General features: G+C 70.3%; 20 protein-coding genes and 1 pseudogene. 7 read left to right on the forward strand and 14 right to left on the reverse strand.

Features of this window, described 5'->3' with window-relative positions; all coding sequences use genetic code 11:
- The first annotated feature begins 362 nt into the window (after nucleotides 1-362).
- Both BM066_RS05580 and BM066_RS05585 read left to right on the forward strand, forming a co-directional pair.
- Nucleotides 363-2,378 (forward strand): SPFH domain-containing protein, encoded by a 2,016-nt coding sequence (locus BM066_RS05580; protein ID WP_089925043.1) that lies wholly within the window; start codon nucleotides 363-365, stop codon nucleotides 2,376-2,378.
- A 192-nt stretch (nucleotides 2,379-2,570) separates the two neighbouring features.
- The gene (locus BM066_RS05585) at nucleotides 2,571-3,422 is read left to right on the forward strand and encodes an aldose 1-epimerase (protein ID WP_089925047.1); all 852 of its coding nucleotides are present in this window, start codon (nucleotides 2,571-2,573) and stop codon (nucleotides 3,420-3,422) included.
- On the opposite strand, the gene BM066_RS05590 is transcribed toward BM066_RS05585, so the two are convergent.
- The 5 genes from BM066_RS05590 to cydD all read right to left on the reverse strand — a co-directional run bounded on the left by BM066_RS05590 (nucleotide 3,419) and on the right by cydD (nucleotide 9,750).
- The gene (locus tag BM066_RS05590) at nucleotides 3,419-4,066 is read right to left on the reverse strand and encodes a transcriptional regulator FixK (protein ID WP_089925051.1); all 648 of its coding nucleotides are present in this window, start codon (nucleotides 4,064-4,066) and stop codon (nucleotides 3,419-3,421) included. The genes BM066_RS05585 and BM066_RS05590 overlap by 4 nt on opposite strands.
- Before the next feature lie 120 nt (nucleotides 4,067-4,186).
- Nucleotides 4,187-4,819, reverse strand: coding sequence for a response regulator FixJ (gene fixJ / locus BM066_RS05595; RefSeq protein WP_089925056.1), 633 nt, complete (start codon nucleotides 4,817-4,819; stop codon nucleotides 4,187-4,189).
- Nucleotides 4,812-6,290 carry a PAS domain S-box protein gene (locus tag BM066_RS05600; RefSeq protein ID WP_255367492.1) on the reverse strand — a complete coding sequence of 493 codons (1,479 nt, stop codon included), beginning with the start codon at nucleotides 6,288-6,290 and terminating at the stop codon, nucleotides 4,812-4,814. The genes fixJ and BM066_RS05600 overlap by 8 nt, the downstream gene beginning before the upstream one ends.
- A gap of 33 nt (nucleotides 6,291-6,323) precedes the next feature.
- Complete coding sequence (locus tag BM066_RS05605; RefSeq protein ID WP_089925063.1) at nucleotides 6,324-7,940, reverse strand: ATP-binding cassette domain-containing protein; 1,617 nt, start codon at nucleotides 7,938-7,940, stop codon at nucleotides 6,324-6,326.
- Between the two features lie 175 nt (nucleotides 7,941-8,115).
- Nucleotides 8,116-9,750 carry a thiol reductant ABC exporter subunit CydD gene (gene cydD, locus BM066_RS05610; RefSeq protein WP_089925066.1) on the reverse strand — a complete coding sequence of 545 codons (1,635 nt, stop codon included), beginning with the start codon at nucleotides 9,748-9,750 and terminating at the stop codon, nucleotides 8,116-8,118.
- A gap of 124 nt (nucleotides 9,751-9,874) precedes the next feature.
- On the opposite strand from cydD, the gene BM066_RS05615 reads away from it, so the two are divergent.
- The 4 genes from BM066_RS05615 to BM066_RS05630 all read left to right on the forward strand — a co-directional run bounded on the left by BM066_RS05615 (nucleotide 9,875) and on the right by BM066_RS05630 (nucleotide 13,342).
- Complete coding sequence (locus tag BM066_RS05615; RefSeq protein WP_089925069.1) at nucleotides 9,875-11,452, forward strand: cytochrome ubiquinol oxidase subunit I; 1,578 nt, start codon at nucleotides 9,875-9,877, stop codon at nucleotides 11,450-11,452.
- A gap of 13 nt (nucleotides 11,453-11,465) precedes the next feature.
- On the forward strand, nucleotides 11,466-12,608 hold the full coding sequence (gene cydB, locus BM066_RS05620) for a cytochrome d ubiquinol oxidase subunit II (protein WP_089925071.1): 1,143 nt from the start codon (nucleotides 11,466-11,468) through the stop codon (nucleotides 12,606-12,608).
- A gap of 12 nt (nucleotides 12,609-12,620) precedes the next feature.
- Nucleotides 12,621-12,740, forward strand: a complete 120-nt coding sequence (gene cydX / locus BM066_RS05625; RefSeq protein ID WP_089925074.1) for a cytochrome bd-I oxidase subunit CydX — start codon at nucleotides 12,621-12,623, stop codon at nucleotides 12,738-12,740.
- 149 nt (nucleotides 12,741-12,889) lie between these two features.
- Nucleotides 12,890-13,342 (forward strand): chemotaxis protein CheW, encoded by a 453-nt coding sequence (locus tag BM066_RS05630; protein ID WP_089925077.1) that lies wholly within the window; start codon nucleotides 12,890-12,892, stop codon nucleotides 13,340-13,342.
- Nucleotides 13,343-13,467: 125 nt separating this feature from the next.
- Here BM066_RS05630 and BM066_RS05635 read toward each other — a convergent pair whose 3' ends face one another.
- Nucleotides 13,468-13,965, reverse strand: coding sequence for an ASCH/PUA domain-containing protein (locus BM066_RS05635; protein WP_089925080.1), 498 nt, complete (start codon nucleotides 13,963-13,965; stop codon nucleotides 13,468-13,470).
- A gap of 85 nt (nucleotides 13,966-14,050) precedes the next feature.
- Here BM066_RS05635 and BM066_RS26885 point away from each other — a divergent pair.
- Nucleotides 14,051-14,167 (forward strand): annotated as a pseudogene (locus BM066_RS26885) (hypothetical protein); the annotation flags it as partial.
- Nucleotide 14,168: 1 nt separating this feature from the next.
- On the opposite strand, the gene yihA reads toward BM066_RS26885, so the two are convergent.
- From yihA to BM066_RS05675, 8 genes are all read right to left on the reverse strand, one after another.
- Nucleotides 14,169-14,810, reverse strand: a complete 642-nt coding sequence (yihA, locus tag BM066_RS05640) for a ribosome biogenesis GTP-binding protein YihA/YsxC (protein WP_089925084.1) — start codon at nucleotides 14,808-14,810, stop codon at nucleotides 14,169-14,171.
- Nucleotides 14,810-16,693 (reverse strand): membrane protein insertase YidC, encoded by a 1,884-nt coding sequence (gene yidC, locus BM066_RS05645; RefSeq protein WP_089925087.1) that lies wholly within the window; start codon nucleotides 16,691-16,693, stop codon nucleotides 14,810-14,812. The genes yihA and yidC overlap by 1 nt, the downstream gene beginning before the upstream one ends.
- Before the next feature lie 9 nt (nucleotides 16,694-16,702).
- Complete coding sequence (gene rnpA, locus BM066_RS05650) at nucleotides 16,703-17,149, reverse strand: ribonuclease P protein component (protein WP_089925090.1); 447 nt, start codon at nucleotides 17,147-17,149, stop codon at nucleotides 16,703-16,705.
- A gap of 97 nt (nucleotides 17,150-17,246) precedes the next feature.
- Nucleotides 17,247-17,381: a 50S ribosomal protein L34 gene (gene rpmH / locus BM066_RS05655; protein ID WP_012284717.1), complete on the reverse strand. Its 135-nt coding sequence runs from the start codon at nucleotides 17,379-17,381 to the stop codon at nucleotides 17,247-17,249.
- A 109-nt stretch (nucleotides 17,382-17,490) separates the two neighbouring features.
- Complete coding sequence (locus tag BM066_RS05660) at nucleotides 17,491-17,901, reverse strand: hypothetical protein (protein WP_143093663.1); 411 nt, start codon at nucleotides 17,899-17,901, stop codon at nucleotides 17,491-17,493.
- An 82-nt stretch (nucleotides 17,902-17,983) separates the two neighbouring features.
- Nucleotides 17,984-18,967 (reverse strand): NADPH:quinone oxidoreductase family protein, encoded by a 984-nt coding sequence (locus BM066_RS05665; RefSeq protein WP_089925095.1) that lies wholly within the window; start codon nucleotides 18,965-18,967, stop codon nucleotides 17,984-17,986.
- A 122-nt stretch (nucleotides 18,968-19,089) separates the two neighbouring features.
- Nucleotides 19,090-20,130, reverse strand: a complete 1,041-nt coding sequence (locus tag BM066_RS05670; protein WP_089925097.1) for an alpha/beta hydrolase — start codon at nucleotides 20,128-20,130, stop codon at nucleotides 19,090-19,092.
- Between the two features lie 32 nt (nucleotides 20,131-20,162).
- Complete coding sequence (locus tag BM066_RS05675) at nucleotides 20,163-20,804, reverse strand: TetR/AcrR family transcriptional regulator (protein ID WP_089925100.1); 642 nt, start codon at nucleotides 20,802-20,804, stop codon at nucleotides 20,163-20,165.
- Nucleotides 20,805-20,821: the final 17 nt, after the last annotated feature.

Here is a 20,821-nt window from a genome sequence, read left to right on the forward strand (position 1 = left end):
ACACGACGGACAAGCCTTCCCGCTCGTCCACCCCCGAAGGCCGCATCGGTCGCCGTACGTGCGCCCTCCCCATGCCTTCAGGTGCAAGCAGTATGAGGGTGGTTTGAAGGGGTGGGGACAGATCAGGGTCGAGAAAATTTAGAGCCTTGATTTCTCAAAGCTTCGCTCGCTATCCGCCGAGGACAGACGCCCAACCGGGGAACGAACCGGCGTTCATGAACCTCCTGTAACGAAGTTCTCGTGTCCGTGATCCGATGTGATCGCCGGATGATTGCGGGGCGTCGCGGCATGCATACCTGAAGCGTGGCCGCTGTTTCATGGAGCGATGATCGCTTCCCAGGCGGCCGCATGGGGCTACCTACATGTCTAATCTGATGGCGTTGGGACCGCTGGTCGGTTCGGCGCTTTTCGTCGTGCTCGCGGCTGTGTTCGTCGGGGTGTCGGGCATGGTCCGCTACATCGGCAACAACCGCGTCGCCGTGGTCGAGAAGCTGTGGAGCCGGCGCGGCTCGATCGCCGGCGGCCTGATCGCGTTGAAGGAGGAGGCCGGCTTCCAGCCCGACGTTCTGCGCGGCGGCCTGCACTTCTTCTTCCCGTTCCAGTACCGGCTGCACGTCCAGTCCCTGGTGACCATTCCCCAGGGCCGGATCGGCTATGTCTTCGCCCGTGACGGCGCGCCGCTGGAGGCCGACCAGACCCTGGCCACCCATCCGGCGGGCGTCGACTTCCAGGACGCGCGCAAATTCCTCGAGGCCGGCGGCCAGAAGGGCCCGCAGCGCAAGATCCTGCGCGAGGGCGCCTACGCCATCAACCTGGCCCAGTTCGTGGTGGTGACCAAGGACCGCACCTTCGCGCTCAGCCTGGAGCGCAGCGAGGCGGACCTGCTGGAGCAGATGGCCGAGATCATCGAGGAGCGCGGCGGCTTCGAGCCGGTGGTGATCAAGGACGCCGACGACCAGATCGGGGTGATCACCGTCCATGACGGCCCCGGCCTGCCGGCCGGCGAGCTGATCGCGCCGCTAGTCGGCGCCGATCCGGAAGACCCCGCGACCTTCCACAACAGCTTCCAGGAGGCCGGCAAGTTCCTGGCCGCCGGCGGCCGCAAGGGCCGCCAGCTGCAGGTGCTGGTCGAGGGCACCTATTACATCAACCGCCTGTTCGCGACGGTCGAGCGGATCAACAAGACCGTGGTCGAGGTCGGCCAGGTGGGCGTGGTGGTGTCCTATACCGGCGCGCTTGGGGCCGACACCTCGGGCGAGGGCTATCGCCACGGCGAGCTGGTGGCCAACGGCGAACGCGGCGTGTGGCGCGACCCGCTGCTGCCGGGCAAGTACGCCTTCAACACCTATGCCGGCCGCGTGACCATGGTGCCGACCACCAACTTCATCCTGAAGTGGGAGACGATGGCCGTGGGCTCGCACAAGTTCGACGAGAACCTGGCCGAGGTGTCGCTGATCACCCGCGACGCGTTCGAGCCGACCCTGCCGGTCTCGGTCGTGGTCCACATCGACTACCGCAAGGCCCCGCTGGTCATCCAGCGGTTCGGCGACATCAAGAAGCTGGTCGAGCAGACCCTGGACCCGATGGTCAGCGCCTATTTCAAGAACATCGGCCAGACCCGCACCCTGATCGAGCTGCTGCAGGACCGCAGCGCCATCCAGGGCCAGTCGAGCGAGGAGATGAAAGCCAAGTTCGGTCTCTATAACCTCGAGCTGCAGGAGGTGCTGATCGGCACGCCGCGCCCCGCCGCCACCGGCGACGACCAGATCGAGAAGATCCTGACCCAGCTTCGCCAGCGGCAGATCGCCGACGAGCAGATCGGCACCTACGAGCGGCAGAAGTTCGCCGCCCAGAAGGAGCGCGAGCTGCGCGAGGCCGAGGCCCTGGCCAAGCAGCAGACGGCGATCACCGAGAGCCAGCTGTCGATCCAGGTGCAGCAGAACGCCGGCAAGGCCAGCCTGGCGCGCTCCGAACAGGAGGCCCAGCAGCGCCGGACCCTGGCCAAGGCCGAGGCCGACGCCACCCGCCTGCTCGGCGAGGGCGAGGCCGGCAAGGTCGTGGCCCTGGCCGCCGCCGAGGCCGAGCGGGTCAGCAAGGTCGGCCTGGCCACCGCCGAGGCCATCGCCAGCCAGGTCGAGGCCTCGGGCGGCGCCCGCTACCAGCTGGCCCGCCAGGTGGCCGAGCGCTTCGCCGAGGCCCTGGAGACCAGCGGCGTCGACGTGGTGCCCAAGGTCTCGATCACCGGGGCCGGCGGCGACGGCGGGGCCAATGGCGGGGTCATGCAGGCCCTGCTGACCCTGCTGATGTCGGAGAAGCTGGGCCTGGCGGTCGACGCCGGCGACCAACGGGTCGCGGAGGACGTGGAGGAGGTCGGATAGGGACCATCCCGTAGGTCCGTCATCCCGGATCTGCGCCTTGGCGCTTGTCCGGGATGACAGCTCCGATCGGCTGGGGCCTACCGCTTCCCCCTTCCCCCCGGCGCCCGTCGAACGCCGGGGGGAAGGGGTGCTTGTTTCCGGGCCGCGATCCGCTTAGGCAGGCCACGTTGTCGTCCTTCTTCCGAGGCTCCCATGACCGTCGTCGTCCTGCAGACCGCCCGCGCCCGCGTCGAGCTGCTGCCCGCCCTGGGCGGCTCGGTCGGCCGGTTCACCTGGGACGGCCGCGACGTGCTGCGGCCGGCGCCGGCCGGGACGAGCGAGGTGCTGGAGACCGGCAACTTCGCCCTGGTCCCGTTCTGCAACCGCATCCGGAACGGGCGCTTCGGCTTCGGCGGCCATGAGGTGGCCTTGTCGCCCAACCTCGGCGACCACCCGCACGCCCTGCACGGCCAGGCGTGGCGCGGGGCGTGGACCGTCGTGTCGGCAAGCGAGACGCAGGCGGTGCTGGCCTTCGACCATCCGCCCGGCGAATGGCCGTGGGCCTATCGCGCCGAGCAACGCTTCACCCTGGGCGAGGAGGGCCTGCGCCAGGACCTGACCGTGACCAACACCGGGGCCGAGCCGACGCCCGTCGGCCTGGGCTTCCACCCCTATTTCCCGGCTCGCCCGGGCGAGCGGCTGCAGGCCGGCGTGACCGGCGTCTGGCTGACCGACGACGACTGCCTGCCCACCACCCATGTCGAGGGCGTCTGGCGCTCGGACTGGGCGGCCGGCGCGCCGACGGCGGTCTCCGAGCTGATCGACAACTGCTACACCGGCTGGAACGGCGTCGCGACCCTGTCGGCGCCCGGCGGGGCGAGCACGACCCTGACCGCCTCGCCCGAGTGCCGCTGGCTGCACGTCTATTCGCCGCCGGGCGCGGACTTCGTCTGCGCCGAACCGGTCGCCAACCGGCCGGATCCGTTCAATGGCCAGGACAGCGGGATCAAGGTCCTGGCGCCGGGCGAGACGGCGTCGGCGTGGATGAACGTGGCGTCGTCCTAGTCGATCATCGCTTCCAGCGCCGCCCTATTCCGCAACAGCACCTTGCGCGTCGTCGGCAGGGCGATCAGGCCGTCGTGCTGGAACTGGCTGACGGTGCGCGACACGGTCTCGATGGTCAGGCTCAGATAGTCGGCCATGTCCTGGCGGGTCATCGGCACGTCGAGCAGGGCCTGGGCGCCCGTCCGCTCGGCCAGGTCCAGCAGCAGGGCCGCGACCCGTTCGCTGGCGGTGCGGCGGCCCAGCATCAGCACGTGGTCCTGGCAGCGGCGCAGGCTGTCGGTGGTCAGCTCCAGCAGGCGGCGGGCCACGTCGCCGCGCTCGTGGGCCAGGGCCGCCAGGGCGGGACGCGGCATCACCCGCACCAGGGCCGGGCCCAGGGTCTGCGCCGCCACGCGGTGGGTCTCGCCGCTCTCCAGGCCGAACACGTCGCCGGCGAAATGGAAGGCCTCGATCTGCCGCCGGCCGTCGCGCAGGATCCGGCAGGTGCGCAGGGATCCGGAGATCAACTGGTAGATCCGGTCGGCCGGCTGGCCCTCGTCGAAGATCGTCTCGTCGCGGCCGAAGCTCTGATGCAGGCCGTCCAGTACGACCGCCGCCGGCTGGCGGACGGCCGTGGGGACGGGGGTCTGGATCACGGACAGCATGGCGATCTCCCGATCTCTTGGCCCGCCCAATCTCGGTCGCCGGAGCCGGGCGGTACAGTCGGGTCCTACGCCTAAGGAGGACTACCTAGCTTGGCTTGAACGCAGCGATCGCCGCGCGTCCTACCCCCGCCGGGTCGACAGGGTCATGCGCACCAGGGCGGCCAGGTTGTCGGCGTGCATCTTGGCCATCAGCTTGGCGCGATAGATCTCGACCGTGCGCGGACTGATGCCCAGCTCGCGGGCGATCACCTTGTTGGGCTGGCCGTCGACGACGCCGTCCAGCACCTGGCGCTCGCGCTCCGACAGGGTCTCCAGCCGCTGGCGGACCAGGGTCGCCTCGTCGGAGGCTCCGGCGGCGGCGGCCTTGTTTTGGGAGAGGGGCGGCGGGCCGGCCTCCAGGGCGCGGTTGAGGGCGTCGATCATCCGGCTTTCGCCGAACGGCTTTTCGATGAAGTCGGCCACCCCGGCCCGCATGGCCTCGACCGCCAGGGGGATGTCGCCATGGCCGGTGATCATGATGATCGGCACGCGGCAGCCGCGGGCGTTGAGCTCGCGCACCAGCTCCAGCCCGGTCATGTCGGGCATGCGCATGTCGGTGATCACGCAGCCGGCCCCGTCCAGCGGCAGGGCGTCCAGCAGGGCCAGGGCCGAGGCGTGGCTGACCACCTCGAAGTCGGCGGCCTCCAGCAGGAAGGCCAGGGATTCACGGGCGCTCTCGTCGTCGTCGACCACGTGGACCACGGCTTCACTCATCGATCAGGTCCCTGTTGTCCTCGTCGTCATCTCTACGCGGCGGCAGGACGAAGTGGAACACCGTGCCGCCCTTCGGGTTCGGGTCGGCCCAGATGCGTCCGCCGTGCGCCTCGATGATCGAGCGCGAGATCGACAGGCCCACCCCCATGCCCTCGGCCTTGGTGGTCATGAACGGCTGGAACAATCGCTCGCGGAAGTCGTCGCTGATACCCGAGCCCGTGTCGGTGACGCTGACCTGGACGGATCCGCTTTCCAACCGCTGGCTGGCGATCGTCAGTTCACGCCGCGGCGAGTCGGCCATGGCGTCGACGGCGTTGCGGATCAGGTTCACCAGCACCTGCTGGATCTGCACCCGGTCGGCATAGACCGCGTCGGCGGCCGGATCGAGCTGCAGGCGGGTGGTCACCAGGTGTTCGCGGGCGCCGATCAGGGCCAGGGCGGCGGCGTCCTCGACCACCTTGGACAGGCTCTCGGGCGCGCGCTCGCTGGCCCCGCGCCGCACGAACTCGCGCATGCGGTGGATCACGTCGCCGGCCCGCAGGGCCTGGGCCGAGGCCTTGTCGACGGCGTCGCGGACCTTGGCCTGGTCCTCGGGCCGGCCGCGGTCGATCAGCCGGCGCGAGCCGGTCAGCAGGTTGGCGATCGCCGACAGCGGCTGGTTCAGCTCGTGGGCCAGGGTCGAGGCCATCTCGCCCATGGCGGTCAGGCGCGAGACGTGGACCAGCTCGGTCTGCAGGTCGCGCAGCCGGGCCTCGGTCTGCTGGCGTTCCGTCAGGTCACGGATGAAGCCGGTGTAGAACGGCTGCAGGCCCCGGGTCTCGCCGACCGCCAGCTCCATCGGGAAGGTCGTGCCGTCCTTGCGCCGGCCCACCACCATGCGGCCCGTGCCGATGATCCGCTTCTCGCCGGTGCGGCTGTAGCGGGCCAGGAAGCCGTCGTGGCCGCCGCGGTCGGGCTCGGGCATCAGCAGGCTGACGTTCCTGCCGATCGCCTCGGCCGAGGTCCAGCCGAACAGACGCTCGGCGGCGGGGCTGAACGAGGTCATGACCCCGGCCGGGTCAATGACGATCACCGCGTCGGGGGCCGAATCGAGGATCGACTGCAGGTGATGGGTCATGGCGGCGGCGCGCGAGCGGGCGGCATGGAACCAGCCGCCGCCGACCGACATGCCGAAGCCGATCATCACGAACACCAGGCTCGACAGGGCCGTGGCCTGGTCGGGCGTCCCGCGCACCTTCAACAGCCACACGGCTCCCGCCGCCAGGACGGTGGCGAACAGGCCCGGCGCCAGGCCGCCGACCGCCGCGCTGATCAGCACGGCCGGCACGAACAGCAGGAAGGCCGAGGGGGCGGTGAAGCCGGGGGGCAGGGCCAGCTGGATCAGGCAGCAGGCCAGCACCGTGGCCATGCACGCCAGATAGGCCCGGGGCCGCAGGTCGCTGTGCAGCGTCCCGGCCGAAACCGTGGTCATCACGTGATAGCGATCTCCGCTGCGCAAGGTCGGCTACCCTATAGCCGCTGGCGGAGCGATTGGCAGTTGCTGATCGCACAGGGCATGCGGGGCGGGGCGGTGGCTGACCAGCACCAGACCCTGGCCGGTGCGTTTCAGGCGGGCGTCCAGCCGCGCGACGACCAGGGCCTCGGTGGCGGCGTCCAGGCCTTCGGTCGGCTCGTCCAGCAGCAGCCAGGGGGCGTCGCGCAGCAGGGCGCGGGCCAGGGACAGCCGCCGCCGCTCGCCGCCCGACAGCCGCTCGCCGTTTTCGCCGATCCAGGTGTCCAGGCCCTGGGGCAGGGCGCGGACCCGGGCCTCCAGGGCGGCGTCGGCCAGGGCGGCCCACACGGCCTCGTCAGGATGCGGGCCGGCCAGGGCGAGGTTGGCCCGGACCGTGCCGGCGATCATCGCCGCGTCCTGCGGGGCGTGGGCGAAGGCGGGGCGGGCGCGCGCGTCGGGCTCCTGGCCCCCGCACAACAACCGCTCATCCGGGCGAATGCCGGGATGAGCGGAGTTCAAGCCGCGCAAACCCAGCAGTCGCTCGAGCACCGTGGTCTTGCCCACGCCCGAAGGACCGGTCAGGACCAGTCGCGATCCAGGCTCCACGGTAAGCTCGCCGAAGGTCAGGCTCGGACGATCCGGCGCGTCCTGAGCGCCCGCCAAGCTCGGCCCATGCTCCAGCACCGCGTCCAGCCGGTCAGCCGCCGCATCGGCGCCGGCCTCCTGCTCGAACGCCTTGCCAACGCCCGCCAGACCCTCCAGCGCCATGGCGGTCGCCAGGCCGGCCATGGCCGCCAGGGGCGTGGCGGCGTCGTGGGCCAGGGCCAGGACGCCGGCGACGGCCAGGCCCAGGATCGCGGCCTGCAGCACGGCCAGCCAGCCCGCGGCGGCGACGGCGTCGCGCTTGAGGGCGTCCAGCCGCGCGCCCTTGGCGGCGATCTCGGCGGCGGCGCGCTCCTGGACCCCATAGACCCGCAGCTCGGGCGCGGCGGCGGCGTAGGCGGCCAGGGCGTCCTTCAGGTCGCCGGTCGCTTGCTGGATCGCCGGCCCGGTGCGGGCGGTCAGGCGGCGGGCCAGGGCGCGGACGCTCAGCACGGTCGCGGCCGCGGCCAGGGCGACGACCAGGGCCGGCGCCCAGCCGGCGGGGGCGGCCAGGGCCAGGCCGGCGGCGACCGCGGCGCCCGCGCCCCAGGGGGCGGACAGGCGGATCAGCCGGGTCTCGACCGCGTCGACGTCCTGCACCAGCCGAGCCGAGGCCTCGCCGCGCGACAGGGGCAGGCCCTGGACGGGCGGGGCGGCGGCCAGGGCCGCGTAGAGGGTCGGGCGGATGGCGGCCAGGGCTTTGAGGGCGGCGGCGTGGCCCGACAGCCGCTCCAGATAGCGGAAGGCGGTGCGCAGGATGGCCAGCAGGCGGATGCCGGCGCTGGGCAGCAGCACGTTGAAGGCCTGAGCCGAGGCCAGTCCGGCCAGTCCGGCGATCGCCGCCCCGGTCAGGAACCAGCCCGACAGTCCCAGCAGCAGCACCGAGCCCGCCCCGACGACGGCGGCCGAGAGCGCGGCCAGGCGCAGGCCGTCGGCGTGGCGCTTGCGTTGCTGGCGGATCAGGGCGGCGAGGGGGCCGGCGCTCATAGCCGCGCTCCCGAGAGCGGGATCATCGCATCCGTCCCGCCGCAAATGTCTGTCATCCCGGACAAGCGCATAGCGCGCAGATCCGGGACCGGGGCCTGAGCGCCGGCGCTTCCGGCGGTCCCGGATCTGCGCTTCGCTTGTCCGGGATGACAGACGTTATTGGTTTCGGACACGCTCACAGCCGCACCACGCGATCGGCCAGGGCGGCCACGATCTCGGAATGGGTGGCGATCAGAGTCGTGCGGCCGTGCGCGGCTTCACGGAGGATCGGCAACAGGGCCTGTTCCGAGGCCGCGTCGAGGTCGGCGGTCGGTTCGTCCAGCAGCAGGATCGGCGCGGGCTTGAGCAGGGCGCGGGCCAGGCCCAGCCGCCGGCGTTCACCGCCGGACAGGCCGGCGCCGCGCTCGTCGAGCCTGGTGTCCAGGCCGCCGCGGTCGTCGAGCACGGCGTCCAGGCCGACGGCGCGCGCGGCGCGTTGGATAGCTTCGCGGTCCGCGCCCGGATAGGCCAGGGCCAGGTTGTCGGCCAGGGTCCCGGGCAGGATCACCGGCGATTGCCCGGCCCAGGCGACCGAGGCGGCGATCGAGCCCAGGTGCGACAGGCGCTGGTCGCCGATCGACACCTCGCCGCCGCTCAGGGGCGCCAGGCCCAGCAGCAGGTTCAGCAGGGTGGTCTTGCCGCTGCCGCTGGGGCCGAGCAGGGCGACCACCTCGCCAGGGGCGATGTCGAGGTCGAAGCCGTCGAGCACCGGCGCCTCGCCGGCCTCGTAGCTCACGGTCACGGCCTGGAAGCGGAGGGCCGGCGGGGCGCCGAAGGCGGCGGCCGGCGGGGCGGGCGCGGGGGCGGGCAGGGCGGCCAGGGTCAGGGCGGCGGCTTCGGCGGCCTGGCGGTCGTGATAGGCGGCGGCCAGGCGGCGCAGGGGCGCGTAGACCTCCGGCGCCAGGGCCAGGGCGAAGAAGGCGCGCTTCAGGTCCAGCTGTTCGGGAACCGGGAAGGGCAGCAGGCGCAGCAGGTTGAAGCCGCAATAGACCGCCACCAGGGCCACCGACAGGGCGGCGAAGAACTCCAGCGCTCCAGACGACAGGAAGGCCACCCTCAGCACACGGATCGTTCGCCGGGCCAGGTCGTCGGCGGCGACGGACAGGTCGCGGGTCACCGCGCCCTCGGCCTGGAAGGCCAGCACCAGGGGCAGGGCGCGGACCCGGTCGAGGAACAGGCCGGACAATCGCTCCAGGGCCAGGAACTGCCGCCGCGATTCCTCGGCCGCCGCTCCGCCGGCCAGGGCCATGACCAGGCCGAACGGGACCAGGGTCGCCAGCAGGATCCCGGCCGCCACGGGGGTGGCGACGGCGATGGCGGCGATCAGCAGCAGGGGGGCGACGGCGGCGGCCCGCCGGGCCGGCTCGAAACGCGCGACGTGGCCGTCCAGGGCCTCGACTCCCTCGACCACGGCCGACAGGGCCTCGCCGCCGGTGACGCGGCCGCCCAGCACCGAGGCGACGGCGTCGTGGCGGGCCTGGGCCTTGACGCTGGCGGCGGCCCGGGCCCCGGCCTCGGCGGCGCGCCGGGCCAGCAGGCCGCGCGCGGCGGCGGCCAGGGCCAGCACGACCAGCCACGGCCCGGCGGCGGCCAGGCCGCGCGGCAGGGCGTCGATCGCCAGGGCCAGGCCGGCGGCGAAGGCGATCGCGGCGGGGACGTCGGCCAGCAGCCACAGCGACGCGGCCGAGGACGCCCGGCCGCCGGACCGGGCCGACGCCTTCAGCCAGGGTCGCGCGACGGCCTCGAGCTGGGCGGTGAGACTGGCGGACATGGACCGTCGTTAGGGAACGGGGACGGGCGCGTCCTTGATCCGGATCAAAGCGCCCTAGCCACGAGGCGTCTAGGGGTGGAAAGTCCCTGGCGCGATCGATCGCCAACGACAACCGGAGCGCTGCATGGATCCCGCCGTCGTCGACCTCTCTCGTCTGCAGTTCGCCCTGACGGCGCTGTACCACTTCCTGTTCGTGCCCCTGACCCTGGGCCTCTCCTTCATGCTGGTGATCATGGAGAGCGTCTATGTGATGACCAAGCGGCCGATCTGGCGCACCACGACCCGGTTCTGGGGCACGTTGTTCGGCATCAATTTCGTGCTCGGCGTCGCCACCGGCCTGACCATGGAGTTCCAGTTCGGCATGAACTGGTCGTACTACTCGCACTATGTCGGCGACATCTTCGGCGCGCCGCTGGCCATCGAGGGGCTGATGGCCTTCTTCCTCGAAGCCACGTTCGTGGGCCTGATGTTCTTCGGCTGGGACAAGCTGAGGCCGGTCACCCACCTGCTGGTCACCTTCCTGGTCGCCCTGGGCACCAACCTGTCGGCCCTGTGGATCCTGGTCGCCAACGGCTGGATGCAGAACCCGGTCGGCGCGGCCTTCAATCCCGACACCTTGCGGATGGAGGTGACCGACTTCCGCGCCGTGCTGTTCAATCCGGTGGCCCAGGCCAAGTTCGTGCACACGGTCAGCGCCGGCTACACCATCGCCGCGGTCTTCGTGCTGGGCGTCAGCGCCTGGTACCTGCTGAAGGGCAGGTATGTCAGCGTCGCCAAGCGCTCGCTGACCGTGGCCGCCGCCTTCGGCCTGGCCTCGTCCCTGTCGGTGGTCGTGCTGGGCGACGAGAGCGGCTACGCCCTGACCGACAACCAGAAAATGAAGCTGGCGGCGCTTGAGGCCATGTGGGAGACGGAACCCGCCCCGGCCGGCCTGACCGCCTTCGGCATTCCCGACCTGAAGGCGCGCGAGACCCACGCCGAGATCAAGATTCCCTATGTCCTGGGCCTGATCGCCACCCGCAGCCTGGACCGGCCCGTCGCCGGCATCTTCGAGCTGGTGGCCCAGGCTGAGACCCGGATCGAGAGCGGCGTGGTCGCCTACGACGCGCTGCAGACCCTGAAGGCCAATCCCAAGGACCTGGCGGCGCGCGGCGTGTTCGAGACCCATCGCCGCGACCTGGGCTACGCCCTGCTGCTCAAGCGCCATGTCGCCGACCCGCGAACGGCCGACAAGGCGCTGATCCAGAAAGCCGCCTGGGAGACCGTGCCCAACGTGCCGGTGATGTTCTGGTCGTTCCGGATCATGGCCGGAATCGGCTTCCTGATGATCGCCCTGTTCGCCACCGCCTTCGTGCTGGCCGCCCTGCGGCGGCAGAACACCCGCTGGTTCCTGATGATCGCCGTGGCGGCCATCCCGCTGCCGTGGATCTCGACCGAGCTGGGCTGGGTGCTGGCCGAGGTCGGGCGCCAGCCCTGGGCGGTGGAGGGCGTGCTGCCGACCTTCCTGGCCCCGTCGTCGCTGAGCGTGGCCCAGATCCTGACCAGCATTGTGGTCTTCACCTTGCTGTACGGCGCCCTGGCGGTGGTCGAGGTCGGGCTGATCCTCAGGACCATCAAGAAGGGGCCGTTCGCCGAGCAGGAAGCCTTCCCGTCCGGCCCCCCCGGTGTTTTGGCCGCGCCCGCCGGCGAAGCCGTGGCCTAGGAGATATCGGATCATGGAACTCCCCCTCGACTATCCGACCCTGCGCCTGATCTGGTGGGGCCTGCTGGGCGTGCTGCTGATCGGCTTCGCCCTGACCGACGGCTACGACATGGGCGTGGGCGCGCTGCTGCCCTTCGTCGCCCGCACCGACGAGGAGCGCCGCATGGTGATCAACACCGTTGGCGCCACCTGGGAAGGCAACCAGGTGTGGTTCATCACCGGCGGCGCGGCGATCTTCGCGGCCTGGCCGCTGGTCTACGGCGTCAGCTTCTCGGGCTTCTACCTGGCCATCTTCCTGGTGCTGGTGGCGATGATCCTGCGGCCGGTCGGCTTCAAGTACCGGTCCAAGCGGCCGGACCCGCGCTGGCGGGCGTTCTGGGACTGGGCCCTGTTCACGGGCGGCTTCGTGCCGGTGCTGGTGTTCGGCGTCGCCGTCGGCAACGTGCTGCAGGGCGCGCCGTTCAAGCTGGATGGCGACCTGCGGGCCACCTATCATGGCGCGTTCTTCGGCCTGTTCACCCCGTTCACCCTGGTCTGCGGCCTGCTGTCGGTGGCCATGCTGGCGCTGCACGGCGCGGCCTGGCTGGGGATCAAGGCCGAGGCGGGGGTGGTCCAGGATCGTGCCCGCCGGTTCGGGACGGCGGCGGCGATCGCCAGCCTGCTGCTGTTCCTGGTCGGGGGGCTCTTGGCCACGCGCCTGGGCTTCCGGATAGAGGGCGCGTTCGATCCGGCCGCGCCGTCGAATCCCTTGCGGATGGCCACGGTGGCCGCGCCCGGCGCCTGGTTCGACAATTTTGGCCGCCATCCCTGGATGCTGGCCGCGCCGGCGCTGGGCTTCGGCGGCGCGGTCCTGGCCTTGCTGGGCCTGTGGCGGCGGTCCGCGCCCCTGGCGTTCGGCGGCTCCTCGGCCTCGGCGGCGGGGATCGTGGCCACGGTCGGCCTGTCGATGTTCCCGTTCATCTTGCCCAGCACGATCGATCCGCGCTCGAGCCTGACGGTGTGGAACGCCTCATCCAGCCACCTGACCCTGTTCATCATGCTGATCGTCGTGGTCGTGCTGATGCCGGTCGTGCTGCTCTACACCGCCTGGGTGTTCAAGGTGCTGTGGGGCCGGACCAGCACGGCGGCGCTCAAGACCGACCCGGCCCTGTACTGAGGAGTTTCAGCCATGTGGTATTTCACCTGGATCCTGGGCCTGGGCCTGGCCGTCGCCTTCGGCGTGCTGAACGGCGTCTGGTACGAGTTCAACCTGACCGACGAGGGCGATGTCGGGGCGTCGGAGCCCTAGCCGGCGCTGGACGCCTGCGCGACAATTCGACGCCGCCCCACAAGCTCTACATTAACCGTTATTAAACGGCGCCCGGGCTCTTGTGGCGGACGACGCGAAACCGGTTTTCGGCCTTCGCCGCGAAGACTTTCGACCCTCGGGACCCCGCCATGACCGACCACGCCGAACCCGCCCTGGAGCTGATCTCGTTCTGCATCGGCGAGCAGGAGTTCTGCATCGACGTCAAGACGGTCCGCGAGATCCGCGGCTGGACCCCGGCCACCCCGATCCCGCACGCCCCGGCCTATCTGAAGGGCGTGATCAATCTGCGGGGCGCGATCATGCCGGTCATCGACCTGCGCAACCGCCTGGGCCTCGGCGTGACCGTTCCGGAGACCCGCCACGTCATCGTCGTGGTCGAGTGCCAGGACCGCCTGGCCGGCATCCTGGTCGACGCGGTCAGCGAGACCTTCACCGTGTCGCGCGACCACCTGCAGCCGACCCCGGACCTGGGCACCGACGAGCTGCGCTTCATCCAGGCGATCATCTCGCTGGACAGCCGCCTGATCACCTATCTGCGCATGGACGACGTCTTCCCGGCCCAGGTCAGCCAGGCGGCGTAGCTCCGGGCTTTACCGCCGGAACGACAAAAGGGCGGACCGCGAGGTCCGCCCTTTTTCCATTCAACACCATTGTCATCCCGGATCGGCGAACCGCGGGCCTTGTCTGGGATGACAGCGCAGGGGACCTATTTCCCCCGCACGATCTTGGCGGCCGCGGCGTGGAAGCCGGCCTCGGCCTCGGCGGCGGCGGCCACGGCGTTGTGGCGATCGGCGGCGACCGGCATGGCGGCGCGGCCGGTGGTCGGGGCGGCGTAGCTCTGGGCCACCTTGCGAGCGTCCTGGGCGCGCAGGGCGGCGTTGTTGGAGGCCGTCTCGTGCCAGTGGGCCAGCTGCGCCGCGGTCAGGGCGCCGTCGGCCGGCATGTCGCCGTGATGGACCACCTCGCCGAAGCCGATGGCCACGAAGCCGTGGATGACGCCGTAGTCCTCCTCCGACAGCAGGAACGTGATCTGCCGCTCCTCGACCTGGCCGGTATAGGCGTCCTGCTCCGGATCGAACTCGCGTAGCACCAGCACGTCGCCCACCGCGAACTCGCGGTCGTTGCGGCGGATCTCGAAGCGCTTCTTGCCCGAGCGCACGGCGGCGAAATATTGCGGCCAGGTCTTCAGTTCGTGACGGGTCATGGGGGATTCTCGGAAACGGGAGGCGTGGCCTTAGCCGGCGGACGTCGCCGGAAGGTTAAGGCCTGGGAACGATGGTGTGGATAGGATGAACCGGGGGGCTGAAATCCTCGTCCTTCGACAAGCTCAGGATGAGGATTTCTACAGCCGCTTCGAGGTCGAAAGTAGCCCTCATCCTGAGCTTGTCGAAGGACGAGGGCGGCTCCCTAGCTCAAACAGGTCCGCGCGATCTCGGCGCGCAGCTCGGGCAGGCCGTGGCCCTTTTCCGACGAGGTCGCCATCACCTTGGGGAAGGCCGCCGGGCGCTTGGCGATGGCCTTCAGCGTCCGGTCGACCGTGGCGTCCAGCTCGGCCTGCTTGATCTTGTCGGCCTTGGTCAAGACGATCTGGTAGGAGACCGCCGCGACGTCCAGCGCGTCCAGGGCCTCGACGTCCACCGCCTTCAGCCCATGGCGGGCGTCGATCAGCAAGTAGACGCGCTTGAGGTTGACCCGGCCGCGCAGATAGGCGCGGCCCAGGTCCTGGAACTTGTCGGCGATGCTCTTGGACACCCGCGCGAAGCCGTAGCCCGGCAGGTCGACCAGGCGCAGCTTCTCGGCCAGCACGAAGAAGTTGACCTCCCGCGTGCGCCCCGGCGAGTTCGAGGCCCGCGCCAGGTGGTTCTGGCCGACCAGCCCGTTGATCAGGCTGGATTTGCCGACGTTCGAGCGGCCGGCGAAGGCCACTTCCGGCAGGGTCGGGGCGGGCATGCCGTCCATCCTGACCGCGCCCATCATGAAGGTCGCCGGCTGGGCGAACAGCACGCGGGCGGCCTCGATCTCCTCTTCGCTGTAGCCCAGCTCGTCCATCAGGTGGCCCCGACGGACTTGCCGCTGAAGCGGGCGATCAGCTTGTCGATCGGGTTCTCGACCTTGTAGCGGTGCATGATGATGTACTGCTGGATGATCGTCAGCACGTTGCTCCAGCACCAGTAGATCACCAGGCCCACGGCGAAGCCCGACAGGGTGAAGGTGAAGATGATCGGGAAGAACTGGAAGATCTTCTGCTGGATCGGATCGCCAGCCGGCGGGTTCATCGCCGTGGTCAGCCACATGGTGAAGCCGTACAGCAGCGGCCAGACGCCCAGGTGGGCGATCGAGGCGCCCAGCAGCGGCAGGGTGGCGGGATCCCAGTGGATCAGGCCGAACAGGTTGAACAGGGTGGTCGGCTCGGGCGCCGACAGGTCGACGATCCAGCCGAAGAACGGCGCGTGCCGCATCTCGATGGTCACCGTCAGCACCTTGTACAGCGAGTAGAAGATCGGGATCTGCACCAGCATGGGGATGCACCCCATCATCGGATTGATCTTCTCCTTGGCGTACAGCTGCATCATCTCCTGCTGCTGCTTGGCCGGATCGTCCTTGTGCTTGGCCTTCAGCTTCTCGACCTCGGGCGCGATCTTCTTCATCTTCGCCATCGACTCGTAGCTCTTGTCGGCCAGCGGGAAGAGGATCAGCTTCAAGGCCACGGTCAGCAGCATGATGGCCACGCCGAAGTTGCCCACCAGCTTGTAGAAGATCTCCAGGATGTTGAAGATCGGCCGGGTGATGATCTCGAACATCCCCCAGTCGACGGCCTTGTCGAAGTTGGGGATCACGCTGGCCGGACGGTTCCAGAACTGCCACCAGACCACCGGCTTGCCGCCGTACTGGTAGCGGGTCAGCAGCGGCACGGTCTTGGCGCCGGCGAACAGGCGGGTGGTGTTGGTGATGGTCGCGCCGGCCGCCAGCGAGCGCGGCGAACCGGTGAAGGCCGATTCATAGACGTCGACGCCGCTGACCGGCTTCACCTGGAAGCGGCCCTTGATCATCTCGGACTGCTGGGGGACCAGGGCCGCCAGCCAGTACTTGTCGGTCATGCCGATCCAGCCGCCCTTGGATTCCAGATTGTCCTGCAGCGGCTTGTCCTTCTTCCACTTCGGGTACTTGGCTTGGTTCTGCAGCAGGTACTTGCCGTCCTTGACGCCGTCGATGCCGCCCAGCACGCCGATGCCGCCCTCGTAGACGATCTGGGTCTTGCCCAGGCCGTGCGGGCCTTCGGTCGGAATGCCCTGGCGCTGGACCGAGGCGTAGGGAGCCAGGGCCACGGCCGCGCCGCCCTGGTTGCGGACGGTGTCGGCGACCGTGAACATCGCGTCGGCGTCGACCGAGATAGTGCGGGTGAACACCAGGCCCTGGCCGTTGTCATAGGTCAGGACGACCGGGGTGTTGGGGCGCAGCACCTGGCCGGGCGCGGCCGTCCACACGGTGTTGGGGGTAGGCAGGCCGGTCATGCCGGCGATCCCGGCCCAGCCGAAGTCGGCGAACCAGGCGTGCTCGGCGCCCTCGGGGCGGAACAGCTCGACCGGCGGCGAATTCTTGTCGACCGTCTGGGTGAAGCGCTTGAGCCAAAGGTCGTCGATCCGGGCGCCCTTCAGGGCGATCGAGCCCGACAGGGCCGGGGTGTCCACGGCGATGCGCGGGCTCTGGGCCTTGGCCTGGTCGCGCGACAGCTTCAGCGGTTGGGGCAGGCCGTCGGCGCCGATGGTCATGCCGGGCTGGGCGGCGATCTGCGCCTCGGCGGCCTTCTTGGCGCGGAGCGCGGCTTCCTGCTGCTTCTGCTGCGGACCCAGCACGAAGAACTGGTAGCCGATCAAGATCGCGAACGCGCAGACGAGGAACATCAGCGTGTTTTTGTTGGAGTCGTTCTGCATGGGTTGGACTTAACCAGAAACGGAGGAATCGGACGCGGCGGGGGCGTGCGGAGCGGGCGTCGCGCCCGGGCCCGCGCGATCGAGGTCGGCGGCGAGGCTTATCAGCGCGGTTTTAACATCGTCAAGCAAACGCCCCCATGGCCGCTGGCCGGTTCCGCCGCGAGCGATGAACACATAGTCGCAACTGGGGCGGCCATGAAGGGGCAGAAGCAGCCTGGCGGCCTCGCGCAGGCGTCTTTTGGCGCGATTTCGCTCGACCGAGCCGCCGATCTTCTTGGTGGCGGTGAATCCGACCCGGATCAGCGGGTCGTCGTCGTGGCGCGGGCGCATCTGCATGAACACCGCCCCGCGCGCCAGGTTGGGCGCCTTGGCGGCCTTCAGGAAGTCCGGGCGCTTCTTGAGGCGCTCGATCTTCACGGCCGGAGGCGCGGGAGGAATGACCGGGGCTTCGGTCATGAAAAAAGCCGCCCTTTCCGGCGCAGGCTCAGAGCCTGGTTCGAGGAAAGGGCGGCTTCCATCATGGTCTTTTTCCCGCTGACGCGGGAGAAGGCTGTTAGGCCGTCAGGCGCTTACGGCCCTTGGCGCGGCGACGCGCGACGATCTTCTGGCCGTTCTTGGTGGCCATACGCGCGCGGTAGCCGTGACGGCGGGCTCGCACGAGCTTCGACGGCTGGAATGTCCGCTTCACGAGGTGGCTCCGATAATAATGGGACGCGGAAGCCGTAGGGCCGCCGCGAGTGAGGGGCGGTGGATAAGGGAAGGGGCGGGCGCTGTCAACATGAGTCCGATCCCTCCCGCTAGAACTTGGGCGAAGGCACGGAGCGCATGGGCTCCGGCGGGCCCAAGGGGGGCGGGGCCGGCGAGGGCGGCATGTTGTCGTTCCCCAAGCCCGGCGAGCGGTGGAACATCATGAAGCCCTGACCGATCTCGAAGCTCATCTCCTGGGCGGGATCGAGCACACCGCCAGGCGGGGTCGGCGGCAGAGGGTATCGATAGCTGACGTCCGGAAAGCCGTCGTTCGAAAGCGTGAACGTACCCTTCAAACGGTGTTCCGGGACCACGCATGGCGTCGTGCAGAGCAGCGCTCCATCGACCCGCAATTCAGCCGGCGGGTAGCTCGCGACCAGAATGCGACGCTCCTGCGCCGGCTTGGCGAGCGCGCCGGGCGACGTGGCGGCGACGAGCACGAACACCGACGCCGCGGTCACTATCCCATGCATGGCGACCTCTTCTCGCGTCCCAGTCAGAGCAAAGCGGTACCTTGAGATCTTGGCCTGGCCAAGGTGAACCTCAGAGATTCGGCCGGATCACCGCCTTGCCGACGACTCGCCGCTCGGCCAGCAGGTCGAAGGCCTCGCGCCAGCGGTCCAGGGGCAGCTCGGCGTGCACGTGGGGCTTGATCACGCCCTCGTCCGCCATCCGCCACACCGCCTCGGCGTTCTCGCGCCCCTTCTCCGGAAACTGTCGGCCGTACTCCCCGGCCCGCACGCCCATCACCGAGAAGCCCTTGATCAGCGGCATGTTGACCGAGACGGTCGGGATGCGGCCCGAGGTGAAGCCGATCACCAGCAGCCGGCCGTCGAAGGCGATGCAGCGGACGTTTTCGTCGAACACGTCGCCGCCGACCGGGTCGTAGATCACGTCGGCGCCGTGGCCGCCGGTGATGTCCTGCACGCGCTCGCGGAAGCCGCCGGTCACGTTGACCACGGCGTCGGGGGCGTAGAGGCGTTGTATCTGCGCCAGCTTGTCGTCGGAGGCCGACGCCGCGATCACCTTCGCGCCCAGGGCCTTGGCCAGGTCGACGGCCGCCAGGCCCACCCCGCCGGCCGCGCCGTGCACCAGCACCCGCTCGCCGGGCTCCAGCCGCGCCCGGCGCACCAGGGCGACATAGGCGGTCAGATAGGCCGCGCCATAGGCGGCGGCTTCGGCGAACGACAGCCGCGCGGGCTTGGGCTTGAGGGCGTCGGCCGCCAGCACGGCGTACTGCGCGAACCCGCCCAGCCGCGCGCCGCCGACCACGGCGTCGCCGATCTTCCAGCCCGTGACGCCCTCGCCCAGGGCCGCGACCTCGCCGGCCAGGTCCAGGCCGGGGGTGAAGGGTGGGGGCGGTTTGAACTGGTATTCGCCCCGGGTCATCAGCAGGTCGGGGAAGTTGACGCTGGCGGCGCGGACCCGGACCAGCACCTCGCCGGAGCCGGGTTGCGGCGCTGGGACGTCTCGGACGGCGCAGCCAGCGAAGTCGGGGGCCAGGCTCTCGACGACGAGGGCGCGCATGGATTTGGTCTCCAAAGCTCTGTCATCCCGGGCGGAGCGAAGCGCAGACCCGGGACCGCCGGAAGCACCGTTCACGCGTTGGTCCCGGATCTTCGCGCTGCGCGCTTCGTCTGGGATGACAGCTAGAGTTTGTCGAACGCCGCCCGCACCAGCCGCGCGATCTCGCGGCAGGCCGCGTCGGCCGCTGGGACCGCGCCGGTGAAGGCCGTGAACCCGTGCGCCAGGCTGTCGTAGCAGCGGTAGGTGGTCGGCACGCCGGCCGCGATCAGCCGCTTGGCGTAGGCCTCGCCCTGGTCGACCAGGGGATCGAAGCCGGCGGTGACCACCACGGCCGGGGCCAGGCCGGACAGGTCGGCGGTCTTGTCCGGCGACAGGCGCGGATCGGCCGGGTCGGCGTCGGGACCCATGTAGTGGCCCATGAACCAGTCCATGATCGGCCGGCTCAGCGGATAGGCGTCGCCATAGGTGGTCATCGACGGCGTCTCGCTGGCCACGTCGACGGCGGGATAGATCAGCAGCTGCAGAGCCGGCTGGGCCTCGCCCAGGCGCTTCATCTCCTGGGCGACGACGGCCGAGAGGTTGCCGCCCATCGAGTCGCCGCCGATCGCCGCCACGCCGGGCAGGGCCCCGAAGCGGGCGGCGTTGTCGCGGCCCCAGCGGAAGGCGGCCAGCACGTCTTCGAGGCCGGCCGGGAAGCGATGGTCCGGCGCCAGGCGGTAGTCGACCGACAGCACCGCCGTACGGGCCAGGCGGGCCAGGATTCCGCAGAAGGCGTGGCAGGTCTCCAGGTCGCCGATCACCCCGCCGCCGAAATGGGCGAAGACGATCAGCGGCGCGCCGCTGTCCTGGTCGGCCGGGCGGTAGGCGCGCAGCCGGATCGGCCCGTTCGGGCCGTCGATCGACAGGCTCTCGTTGCGCACGCCGGGCTCGGGCGGACCGCTCATGGCGGCCAGGCCCTGGGCGCTGGCGGCGCGGGCCTCGTCCGGCGACAGGGTGGTCAGCGACGGCATCTTGGCGGCCCCCGCGGCCAGGAACTGGAAGCGCGGATCCAGGGTCCGCCCGCCGCGATAGACGCTCCCGCCCCCCGACATCGCCCGCAGCACCGGGCTGGGCAGCGACAACAGCACCTTGAGGATGAATTTCTGGACGGCGGGATCGGCCATTCGGGCTCTTTCTTGTCGGCGGAACGGGAGGTCTAGAGGCGGGGCAGGGCGGGCAGGCCGCCCAGGATCATCCGGACGGCGAAGTCGGCGGCGCCGTCCACGTCGATCGGCCGGCGCTCCAGCATCTTGTCGCCGACCTCGCGGGCGACGGCGATGCAGGCGGCGGCGAAATAGTCCAGGTCGACGGCCGGGGCGTGGTCGTGTTCCAGCACCTTGGCGAAGGCGGCGTGGACCTCGTCGAACACCGCCTGGACCTCGGGGGTGGCGCGGGCGTGGGGAAAGACCTCGCCGGCCGGCCGGTTGATCCGCCAGCTCTCGTGCTCGGCCGCCAGGAAGTCGAAATAGGCCCGGATCGCGCCGCGCAGGAAGCTCTCGAAGTCGGCCGCCTTGTCGGACTCGGCCCGCAGGATTGGCCGAAAGCGCCGCGCGCCGTCGTCGGCCAGGGCGTCGAACACTTCTTCCTTGGACTTGTAGTAGTTGTAGAAGGTGCCCGAAGCCAAGCCCGTGCGGCGGATGATGTCGCGCACCGTGGCGGCCTCGTAGCCCAGCTCGCCGAACACCGCCCGCGCCGCGTCGAGGATCGCCTGGCGGTTGGCGACCTTGGTCCGTTCGCGCTTGCCGGGGCGGTTGTCCTCGCCGGGGCCGCGGGCGGGGAAGTAGGCGATGTTCGACATCGGACGCGACTCGTGGC

The sequence above is a fragment of the Caulobacter sp. UNC279MFTsu5.1 genome (assembly GCF_900114015.1).
Classification (GTDB): Bacteria; Pseudomonadota; Alphaproteobacteria; order Caulobacterales; family Caulobacteraceae; genus Caulobacter.

Coding starts and splice junctions, on each gene's coding strand:
- BM066_RS05630 (WP_089925077.1), top strand. CDS start 12,890: ATGACCGACCACGCCGAACCCGCCCTGGAGCTGATCTCGTTCTGCATC.
- cydB (WP_089925071.1), top strand. CDS start 11,466: ATGGAACTCCCCCTCGACTATCCGACCCTGCGCCTGATCTGGTGGGGC.
- cydD (WP_089925066.1), bottom strand. CDS start 9,750: ATGTCCGCCAGTCTCACCGCCCAGCTCGAGGCCGTCGCGCGACCCTGG.
- BM066_RS05605 (WP_089925063.1), bottom strand. CDS start 7,940: ATGAGCGCCGGCCCCCTCGCCGCCCTGATCCGCCAGCAACGCAAGCGC.
- rnpA (WP_089925090.1), bottom strand. CDS start 17,149: ATGACCGAAGCCCCGGTCATTCCTCCCGCGCCTCCGGCCGTGAAGATC.
- BM066_RS05580 (WP_089925043.1), top strand. CDS start 363: ATGTCTAATCTGATGGCGTTGGGACCGCTGGTCGGTTCGGCGCTTTTC.
- BM066_RS05670 (WP_089925097.1), bottom strand. CDS start 20,130: ATGGCCGATCCCGCCGTCCAGAAATTCATCCTCAAGGTGCTGTTGTCG.
- BM066_RS05615 (WP_089925069.1), top strand. CDS start 9,875: ATGGATCCCGCCGTCGTCGACCTCTCTCGTCTGCAGTTCGCCCTGACG.
- BM066_RS05585 (WP_089925047.1), top strand. CDS start 2,571: ATGACCGTCGTCGTCCTGCAGACCGCCCGCGCCCGCGTCGAGCTGCTG.
- BM066_RS05590 (WP_089925051.1), bottom strand. CDS start 4,066: ATGCTGTCCGTGATCCAGACCCCCGTCCCCACGGCCGTCCGCCAGCCG.
- cydX (WP_089925074.1), top strand. CDS start 12,621: ATGTGGTATTTCACCTGGATCCTGGGCCTGGGCCTGGCCGTCGCCTTC.
- BM066_RS05635 (WP_089925080.1), bottom strand. CDS start 13,965: ATGACCCGTCACGAACTGAAGACCTGGCCGCAATATTTCGCCGCCGTG.
- yihA (WP_089925084.1), bottom strand. CDS start 14,810: ATGGACGAGCTGGGCTACAGCGAAGAGGAGATCGAGGCCGCCCGCGTG.
- BM066_RS05600 (WP_255367492.1), bottom strand. CDS start 6,290: ATGACCACGGTTTCGGCCGGGACGCTGCACAGCGACCTGCGGCCCCGG.
- fixJ (WP_089925056.1), bottom strand. CDS start 4,819: ATGAGTGAAGCCGTGGTCCACGTGGTCGACGACGACGAGAGCGCCCGT.
- BM066_RS05675 (WP_089925100.1), bottom strand. CDS start 20,804: ATGTCGAACATCGCCTACTTCCCCGCCCGCGGCCCCGGCGAGGACAAC.
- yidC (WP_089925087.1), bottom strand. CDS start 16,693: ATGCAGAACGACTCCAACAAAAACACGCTGATGTTCCTCGTCTGCGCG.
- BM066_RS05665 (WP_089925095.1), bottom strand. CDS start 18,967: ATGCGCGCCCTCGTCGTCGAGAGCCTGGCCCCCGACTTCGCTGGCTGC.